7 protein-coding genes are annotated in these 7,766 nt (G+C 39.6%); all 7 read right to left on the bottom strand.

Annotation, left to right across the window (positions count from 1 at the left end):
* Window positions 1–26: 26 nt before the first annotated feature.
* The 7 genes from ACYPZI_RS05890 to rfbB all read right to left on the bottom strand — a co-directional run bounded on the left by ACYPZI_RS05890 (window position 27) and on the right by rfbB (window position 7,449).
* The gene (locus tag ACYPZI_RS05890; RefSeq protein ID WP_459599591.1) at window positions 27–1,934 is read right to left on the bottom strand and encodes a TonB-dependent receptor plug domain-containing protein; all 1,908 of its coding nucleotides are present in this window, start codon (window positions 1,932–1,934) and stop codon (window positions 27–29) included.
* A gap of 4 nt (window positions 1,935–1,938) precedes the next feature.
* On the bottom strand, window positions 1,939–2,340 hold the full coding sequence (locus ACYPZI_RS05895) for a phosphoribosyltransferase (protein ID WP_459599579.1): 402 nt from the start codon (window positions 2,338–2,340) through the stop codon (window positions 1,939–1,941).
* A gap of 7 nt (window positions 2,341–2,347) precedes the next feature.
* Window positions 2,348–2,857 carry an ECF transporter S component gene (locus tag ACYPZI_RS05900; RefSeq protein WP_459599581.1) on the bottom strand — a complete coding sequence of 170 codons (510 nt, stop codon included), beginning with the start codon at window positions 2,855–2,857 and terminating at the stop codon, window positions 2,348–2,350.
* Window positions 2,858–3,187: 330 nt separating this feature from the next.
* Window positions 3,188–4,492, bottom strand: coding sequence for a UDP-N-acetylglucosamine 1-carboxyvinyltransferase (gene murA / locus ACYPZI_RS05905; protein ID WP_459599583.1), 1,305 nt, complete (start codon window positions 4,490–4,492; stop codon window positions 3,188–3,190).
* Between the two features lie 16 nt (window positions 4,493–4,508).
* Window positions 4,509–5,537: a UDP-N-acetylmuramate dehydrogenase gene (murB, locus tag ACYPZI_RS05910; RefSeq protein WP_459599585.1), complete on the bottom strand. Its 1,029-nt coding sequence runs from the start codon at window positions 5,535–5,537 to the stop codon at window positions 4,509–4,511.
* 11 nt (window positions 5,538–5,548) lie between these two features.
* Window positions 5,549–6,286: an LPXTG cell wall anchor domain-containing protein gene (locus ACYPZI_RS05915; RefSeq protein WP_459599587.1), complete on the bottom strand. Its 738-nt coding sequence runs from the start codon at window positions 6,284–6,286 to the stop codon at window positions 5,549–5,551.
* Window positions 6,287–6,312: 26 nt separating this feature from the next.
* Complete coding sequence (rfbB, locus tag ACYPZI_RS05920; protein WP_459599589.1) at window positions 6,313–7,449, bottom strand: dTDP-glucose 4,6-dehydratase; 1,137 nt, start codon at window positions 7,447–7,449, stop codon at window positions 6,313–6,315.
* Window positions 7,450–7,766 lie beyond the last annotated feature (317 nt).

Consider the following 7,766-nt stretch of genomic DNA (forward strand, 5'->3'; position numbering starts at 1 on the left):
CCTAATTATATTTAACTCTGATTATTTTAAAATTTAAGATTAATGCCACCGAACACAGTTGCCCGAGGCATTGGGTAGCCCGCATTGATCTCATAATTTTGGGCTAACAGGTTTTCACCTCTTGCAAATATTTCCAATATATTTGCCGGTTTGTAAGCGATTCTTACATTCCAAAGGGTGAAGGTTTCTTTTTTTGCTACTGTATTCGTTGCCTTATTTTCGGTCACTGTATACAAGTTGTTTATGTATTGTACACCTGTAGAGAAATTCCATTTCTGATGTATATAGCCTGTCCCTACATATAATTTATGTTCGGGTGAAGCTGTTACTATGTGTTTCATGTGCAGCCAACTATAATTGGCTGAAATATTCCAGTTTGGATTTATTTTATAATTAGAGGAAAATTCGATTCCGTAATTTTCTATCTTACCTGTATTCATGTAGATAGGTGTTGGTCTTCCTTCTATCGTTTCCAACTTGATGCTGTTGTCACCCTTTATATAAAAGAATCCTAAATCGAGACTAAGAGAATGATTCAGTAGCTTCTGAGAAGCCGATAGTTCATAGTTCATCAATCTTTCAGGCCTTAAATCGGGATTCTTAGGGCCGAACATATACATCTCGCGGATAGTAGGGTTGCGGAATCCTTTACTTACAATGCCTTTTAAGACTGTGTTTTCGGAAGCAAAGAAACTCAACCCGGCTTGAGGTATCCATTCGGTTCCTGTGCGTGAATGATGGTCCATCCTGATACCCGCATTAAATACGACTTTGCCAAGAATATTTTGCTGAAAATTGAGATAACCTGCTACTTCGTTTTCACTTTTCTGTGCTATGTCCTTATTTTCCGTGCCATCCATAAAAATATTCCACGCATGGCCTCCGAAATGCTGATAATCGATTCCGGCAGTGGTTTGGTTGCCTTGAAAGAGATTATATGTCTGGTACAATGAAACGCCTAACATTCTGTCGTTCGATCTGAAACGCTCATTTCGGGGTGCTCCTTCGGGGATGTATCCGTCGTTGATTTTATGTGTACCAAAATTGTAAAAGAATTTCAAAGCGCCGGATGTTTTTTCGTAATTGTTCTCTAACGAAAATGAAGTGACACCGCGTGTAATATCGGCATCATTGTCAATAACCGGACTATTCACTGTTCCCGGGTTAGAGGCTTTGAAGTTAGTCAAATCGAGATCAATGAATGATTTCCAATTTGGAGTAAAATCATACCCTACTTTTGCATATCCGCTATATTGCTCAAAATCCATATCCTTACGATTATTGTCGCTACGGTTATACCCAAGTGAAACAAAGCTGTTAAACTTACCCGATCGTACGGCATTGTTCAACTCGGTACTTAATGTATTATACGATCCGTACATGGCACGCAATCCGGTTTTTATTCCGTCTTGCTGTTGTTTTTTGGTAATAATATTTATTACGCCACCCATTGCATTTGATCCGTAAAGAACAGATGCCGGCCCTCGTACAACTTCTACGCGCTCTGCCATCAATGTCTGATAGGAATCCGCTAAAGGATGCCCCATTAATCCCATATATTGAGGATGTCCGTCTATCAGCATCAGTACTTGTGCTGTTGGATTTCCTCCTATACCCCTGATCGTTATGCCTCCGGCAGCGCCTGTAGATACACCATATCCCATAATGCCTCGCGAAGTGATAAATAAGCTCGGAACTTGCTCGGTGATAATGGGGAGTAATGATTGCTCGAATCGGCTCTCTATTTGTTTGCTTCCTACTACTGTAACACTCATTGGTAAATTATTCAAATTTACTTCGGGACGACTGCCTGTAATTACAATTTCACCCAGATTGATAGAATCTCGAATTTCTGTTTCGGGTTTATCTTTAGAGTATAAGGTATATAGCGATGATACCATTAGTAGTGCAATGATGCAGAGCTTTTTCTTCATATATTTATAATAGCCACGGAAATTTGAAACAATCTTCGTCGTATAGAGCATAATCAGCTTTTCCATTTACGGCAAATGTCTTCACGAGTTTAGCTTCTTCCAGCAATTTACAAGCGAAAGCTAGTGATGCTCCGGTTTTTACCCGGTCTTCCACAAGCAGGATCGTTTTGTCTTTATAGTCAAAGTCGATAGGAGCTACCAGTTGTGGACTATTGTACTTAGGTTTCTGATTTGGATCTCTTAAATTTATTTTTAATAATTGAATCTCAATGTCTAGCCGTTGGTTAAGTATAGCCGCAGGAATAATACCTCCATTGGCTATGGCAACAATCATATCAAAACTTTCAAAGAATTGAATGTTGCGGAAGCGCTCAAGTACTTCCGCAAAAGTTTTATCGTAAGACATTTGTTTATTATAACTTAGCTATGGCTCTTAATAAAGCATATCCTCCAAATACCTGTACCAGCATACCGGGTATACCGATCCGGAAATCCTGGATAGCTACTGCAAAATCTTGTATAACAGCCCATTCTATCAATGTGCCAATCACCTGATAAGCTAAAACAGCGCCAATAATAGCTAACAGAGATATTTTTTGGAAGCGGTGCGCGGCATATGCGGCAGTTCCGGCGAGTAAAGTCGATTTAATCAATATCGCAGGTAATACCGCTACCGGAGGCATACCAAACAATGCGCTGTTCAATAAAGGGGAAAGGATAGCTGTAAGTAATCCCACGCGTAACCCGTACTTGTAAGCAGCTATTAGTGTGAAGAAATAGATCGGTAACCATGCTAGTCCTCCACCCGGAATCAAATGGCATATTTGAGGAAGAGCGATATTCCCAATGATGAATAATAGAGCAAACAAATATGTTTTGACCTCTTTGTAAGATAAAGAATAGAGTTTTACTGTTGTTTCCATAATGATAGTAATTAAAGGAAATATAATAATGATGTTTTAGTTGATAAGGCGATAGTATGTTTTTTATATATTAATAGATGCAATGCTAAACAATATTCTTGTAATGAGCAAGTAATATGATGTTTTATCCTTTTTATTATTCCGATTCTAAAGATAGTTAATAAAGTTATCACATGTTTATTGAATAATACCAATTTTAACGATGTTAATTTTTTTTATGTTTTCGGATACATTTTTTTTGTTTTTTGAATAAAATACGGATAAATGTCAAAGGCTACCTCAATTAGAAATAGCCTTTGTGTACAGATGATATTTTATCGTAAATTTTAGTTAATCCATACGCAAGATGTTAGCGCCTAGCTGGTTCAGCCTGACATCTATATTCTGGTATCCTCTATCTATTTGCTCTATGTTGTGAATCGTACTTTTACCATCTGCGCACATTGCTGCAATAAGCAAGGCTATTCCTGCCCGGATATCAGGGGAGGTCATGGTTGTAGCACGCATCGGTCGTTTGCCTGTGCCTATAACCGTTGCCCTGTGAGGATCGCATAGTATAATCTGAGCTCCCATATCTATCAGTTTATCCACAAAGAATAAGCGGCTTTCAAACATTTTCTGATGAATTAATACGCTTCCTTTGGCTTGAGTTGCCACTACCAGCAATACACTGATAAGGTCAGGAGTCAGTCCCGGCCAGGGAGCATCGGCAATCGTAAGGATAGAGCCATCTATAAAAGTATCTATGGCGTACTCCTTTTGAGCGGGTATGTATATATCGTCATTCTGTCTTTCCAGTTGGATACCTATACGACGGAATGTATCGGGAATAATACCGAGATCATCATACGCTACATTTTTGATAGTAATTTCCGAACCTGTCATGGCTGCCATTCCGATGAAACTACCTATCTCTATCATGTCCGGTAAAATGCGGTGTTTGGCTCCTCCAAGAGATTTTACTCCTTCTATCCGGAGAAGATTAGAACCTACTCCCGATATTTTAGCTCCCATCTGTATGAGTAATTTACTCAATTGTTGGATATATGGTTCGCAGGCAGCATTGTAAATAGTAGTTTCACCTTCGGCAAGCACTGATGCCATCAGAATATTGGCAGTACCTGTCACCGATGCTTCATCCAGCAGCATGTAAGTTCCTTGTAGCTTTTTTGCAGATATGTTATATATCTGTCGCGCATCGTCGTAAACAAAGTCAGCCCCTAGTTTTTGTATACCGATAAAGTGCGTATCCAAACGACGGCGGCCGATCTTGTCTCCTCCCGGTTTTGGCAGCATAGCTTTACCGAAACGTGCGACCAGAGGTCCTATAATCATTACTGATCCTCTCAATGATGCGCTTTTTTTCAAAAACTCAGGACTTTGCAAATAATCTATATTTACATTTTCTGCTTTGAATGACCATGTGTCTTCGCTCAAACGTCTGGTTTCTACGCCCATGTCGCCCAGTAGGGCTATCAGGTTGTTTACATCCAGAATGTCGGGTATATTTTCGATGATGACTTCTTCGGGAGTAAGCAGGGTTGCACAGATAATTTGCAGCGCTTCGTTTTTTGCTCCTTGTGGTAGAATATCTCCTTTAAGGCGACAGCCTCCTTCTATAATAAATGATGCCATGTTTCTGTTTTTTGTTTTAAAAGATTCTTACTTCAGGTTCAAGTTCAATATCGAATTTTTCTTTTACAGCATGTTGAACTCCTTTCATGAAACGGATTATTTCATTCCCGTCAGCCGACCCGTAATTAACAATAATCAATGGCTGGTTGGGATATGTGCCTATATCACCGGTTCTCTTGCCTTTATATCCCGATTTATCTATCAGAAACGCAGCTGAAGTTTTTATCGATCCGTCCTTTTGCAGATATGCCGGAAGGTCGGGGTAATTTATTAAAATCTTGTCAGTTTGTTCTTGTGTAATATATGGATTTTTGAAAAAGCTTCCTGCATTTGGCAATACCTTTTCATCCGGAAGTTTACGTTGGCGTATTCGTATAACGGCATCACGGACATCTTGAATAGCCGGTTCTGCTATTTCTTCCAGTTCTTTGTTCAAATCAAAATACTTCGGAGTGTAAACGAATGTCCGTTTTAAGTGGAAAACAACGGATATTACTAAATATTTATTTGTGCGCTTAAATATACTGTTCCGGTAGGCAAACTCACATTCGGCATTAGAAAAAGATACAGTCTCTCCCGTTTCCATATCCACTGCTACAACTTCACGTATTACATCTTTTACCTCTGCGCCGTATGCACCAATGTTTTGAATAGGTGCTGCTCCAACAGTTCCGGGTATGAGTGAGAGGTTTTCGATTCCGGCAAAACCTCGTTCTACGCAATAAGCAGCAAATTCATCCCAGTTTTCAGAAGCATTGACTTCGATAAATATATCTTCATCTTCCTCTTCTTCATCAGAAATAAGGCGAACTCCTTTCATGTCGGGATGGATGACAAGCCCATCGAAGTCTTTTGTGAAAAACAAATTGCAGCCACTGCCTATAACAAGCTTTTTTTCGTTTGAATGATCTCTTAAACATTGGCGAAGCTCCTCGATCGTGTTGGGCTGACAAAAAATCTTAGCAAGAGCTTCTGTTCTGAATGAATTATAATTTTTTAATTGGAATTGCCTATAATAGTCCATTTCGGGGTTAATTGGTTTCACAAAATATCAGGTTAACTACGCTTTCGCTTAAACCAGAAAAATAATATAACAAGTATAAGAAGTGCTCCGGCAATGATAAGAATTGTCTGCCAGTGAGTCATAACAAACTTTACAATGAAAATCAGGGCAACTATTACTAATACAGCCCCAACGGCTTGTGTCACCCGGCGTATCGTTAATTTACGTTTAGCTGCCGGTTCATCCTCTTCAGAGATAAGGTGATTACTCTCTTTCCCGGCTTCATATTCCAACATTTGTTCGGTAACTGTATCCGGTTCCGTATTCTCAGTAAAATCTTCAAATGGGACATAATCTTCATTGCTGTCTGTGCCGGACGAAGGGTCTAATTCCTCATAGTCTACATCCTCAGGTTGATATACCTGTTCTTCTTCTCCCTGGTATACTTCCATAGGAATATCATCTATATCCGGGATTATTTCCGAATCCGGTTTCCCTGATTCTTCATATTCTTCAATTTGAGGTGTGGGTATTATTGGCTGAGCAGCCTTGTCTGTCAGGCGAATAACTGTGTCAACACGTGATGAGGCTACCTTTGTATCAAAGTCTCCATCTTCTACCATGTTTATTAATTCGTCTTCTATAGACGGATATTTAATCATCAAAGTCTTGCAGGCATTAGCAAAGTCGCGAAAGCGTTGGATCTTGTCTATCTTCACTTTTACATCCTCTCCGTTACCTGCCGATAAATCCAATATTTTGTCTGCTAAAATAGCTTTTAAACGTTCCATTGTCTTGTTTATATTAGTTGCTTACTTTATCTGTTACCGTACATCTGTTCGTAATATTTCGTATAGTCGCCCGAAGTAACCTCATCTACCCATTGCTGATTGTCAAGATACCAGTAGATAGTTCTTACAATGCCTTCATCAAATGCCGTTTCCGGTAACCATCCGAGCTCTCCGGATATTTTTGTCGGATCGATTGCATAGCGGTGGTCGTGCCCCTGGCGATCTTTTACAAAAGAAATGAGGTCATCGTTTATCCAACTGATGTCTATGAAGCCATCTGCGGCTTTTTCTTTCTTTTTGAGTACTTCCCTATATTCAGGTTTTCTTTCCATTATATCGTGAATGGTTTTGATTACCAATTTCACTATATCGATATTTCTTTTCTCATTGTGTCCGCCTACATTGTATACTTCACCTGCTCTTCCATCATGCAGCACGGCATCTATGGCTTTGCAGTGATCTTCCACATACAGCCAGTCACGCACATTGCTTCCGTCCCCGTAAACAGGAAGCTGTTTTCCCTCCAGAATGTTACGTATAATAAGCGGGATTAGCTTTTCGGGAAAATGATATGGCCCGTAATTGTTTGAACAACGGGTAATATTTACCGGCATCTTATACGTTTCACTATAAGCCTGTACTATCAGATCTCCTCCTGTTTTTGCAGCGCTGTATGGCGAACGGGGATCGAGAGGTGTCGTTTCGGTAAAATAACCTTCTTCACCCAGCGATCCGTATACCTCATCAGTGGATACTTGCAGGAACTTCACTCCTTTTCGCCAGATAGGGTAATTATTCTCGTCCTTGCCTTCTGTCCAGAATTTTCTCGCTGTATCCAGCAGGTTTTGAGTTCCTAATATATTAACTTGTAAAAAGAGCTGAGGATTTTCAATGCTTCTATCCACATGGCTTTCAGCAGCAAAATTTACGACATAATCGATTCTATGGTTTGTGAAAATTTTCTCGGTAACAGTTCTGTCACAGATGTCGCCCTTTACGAAAACAACACGTGGATCTTTAAGTTCTTGTGTCAGTGTGCCAAGGTTTCCCGCATATGTGAGCGCATCGAGAATAACCAATTTTGCCTGGGGATGTGCAGCCAACATATGTTTTACAAAGTTTGCGCCTATGAACCCGGCACCACCGGTGATTAAATAAGTCATTTTTAGTTTTACATTTAATGAATGATATTATACGCAAAAATAAGAAAAAAACAATATCAAAGGTGTCTTACAAGCAATATATCTTGTAAGGCAAACGAAAAGAATAAATAATGCGAATCAGTAGTTGAATTAATAATCACAGGAGCGAAGTGTATGTAATTAATTGTTCGATTATTTTCATTCTTTTCTACTGCGCGCAATCACAGATTGCTTGCGTTCCTTTTGCCCAAAGCCGCAAAAGGAACCAAAAACGCTTTTGCGCCCCGCTTCAACGTCCGACCCATAACGGACTTAAAGGCTAAACAAAAAAACTCGCT

This window comes from Dysgonomonas reticulitermitis, assembly GCF_054601275.1.

Excerpts from the sequence above, each read along its gene's own strand:
- ACYPZI_RS05890 (WP_459599591.1), bottom strand. The coding sequence starts at position 1,934 with ATGAAGAAAAAGCTCTGCATCATTGCACTACTAATGGTATCATCGCTA.
- ACYPZI_RS05895 (WP_459599579.1), bottom strand. The coding sequence starts at position 2,340 with ATGTCTTACGATAAAACTTTTGCGGAAGTACTTGAGCGCTTCCGCAAC.
- ACYPZI_RS05900 (WP_459599581.1), bottom strand. The coding sequence starts at position 2,857 with ATGGAAACAACAGTAAAACTCTATTCTTTATCTTACAAAGAGGTCAAA.
- murA (WP_459599583.1), bottom strand. The coding sequence starts at position 4,492 with ATGGCATCATTTATTATAGAAGGAGGCTGTCGCCTTAAAGGAGATATT.
- ACYPZI_RS05915 (WP_459599587.1), bottom strand. The coding sequence starts at position 6,286 with ATGGAACGTTTAAAAGCTATTTTAGCAGACAAAATATTGGATTTATCG.
- rfbB (WP_459599589.1), bottom strand. The coding sequence starts at position 7,449 with ATGACTTATTTAATCACCGGTGGTGCCGGGTTCATAGGCGCAAACTTT.